Annotated in this window: 1 pseudogene; it reads left to right on the top strand. The window is 30.2% G+C overall.

Annotated features, from left to right (window positions below):
* Window positions 1–180: pseudogene (locus tag WFZ86_RS20270) on the top strand (tetratricopeptide repeat protein); the annotation flags it as partial.
* Window positions 181–281: the final 101 nt, after the last annotated feature.

The following is a 281-nucleotide window of genomic DNA, read 5'->3' as shown; positions in this document are numbered from 1 at the left end:
CAACAATTTAAAAAAGCAACAGATGTGTTAGAAACTGGAATAGATGATGTGATTGAGAATCCAGTTTTAGAAACTAATTTTTATATTCAATTAGGCGAAACATTCAATGGTCTTGGAGATATGGCTAAAAAAGATTTCTTTTTTTCCAAAGCCAATCAATTAGTAAAAGAAAAGAAATAATGAAGTAATACGGATTTCTTTTTGTTCTCATAACACTGATGTCTTGTAAATCTAAGTCGGGTATGGTGATGACTGCACCAAAAGAAAACAAGAATACTACT

It is taken from the genome of Flavobacterium polysaccharolyticum (genome assembly GCF_038739875.1).
GTDB classification, from domain to species: domain Bacteria; phylum Bacteroidota; class Bacteroidia; order Flavobacteriales; family Flavobacteriaceae; genus Flavobacterium; species Flavobacterium polysaccharolyticum.
The sequence above is the reverse complement of the archived record's forward strand: the minus strand, read 5'-3'. Positions and strand labels throughout refer to the sequence as shown.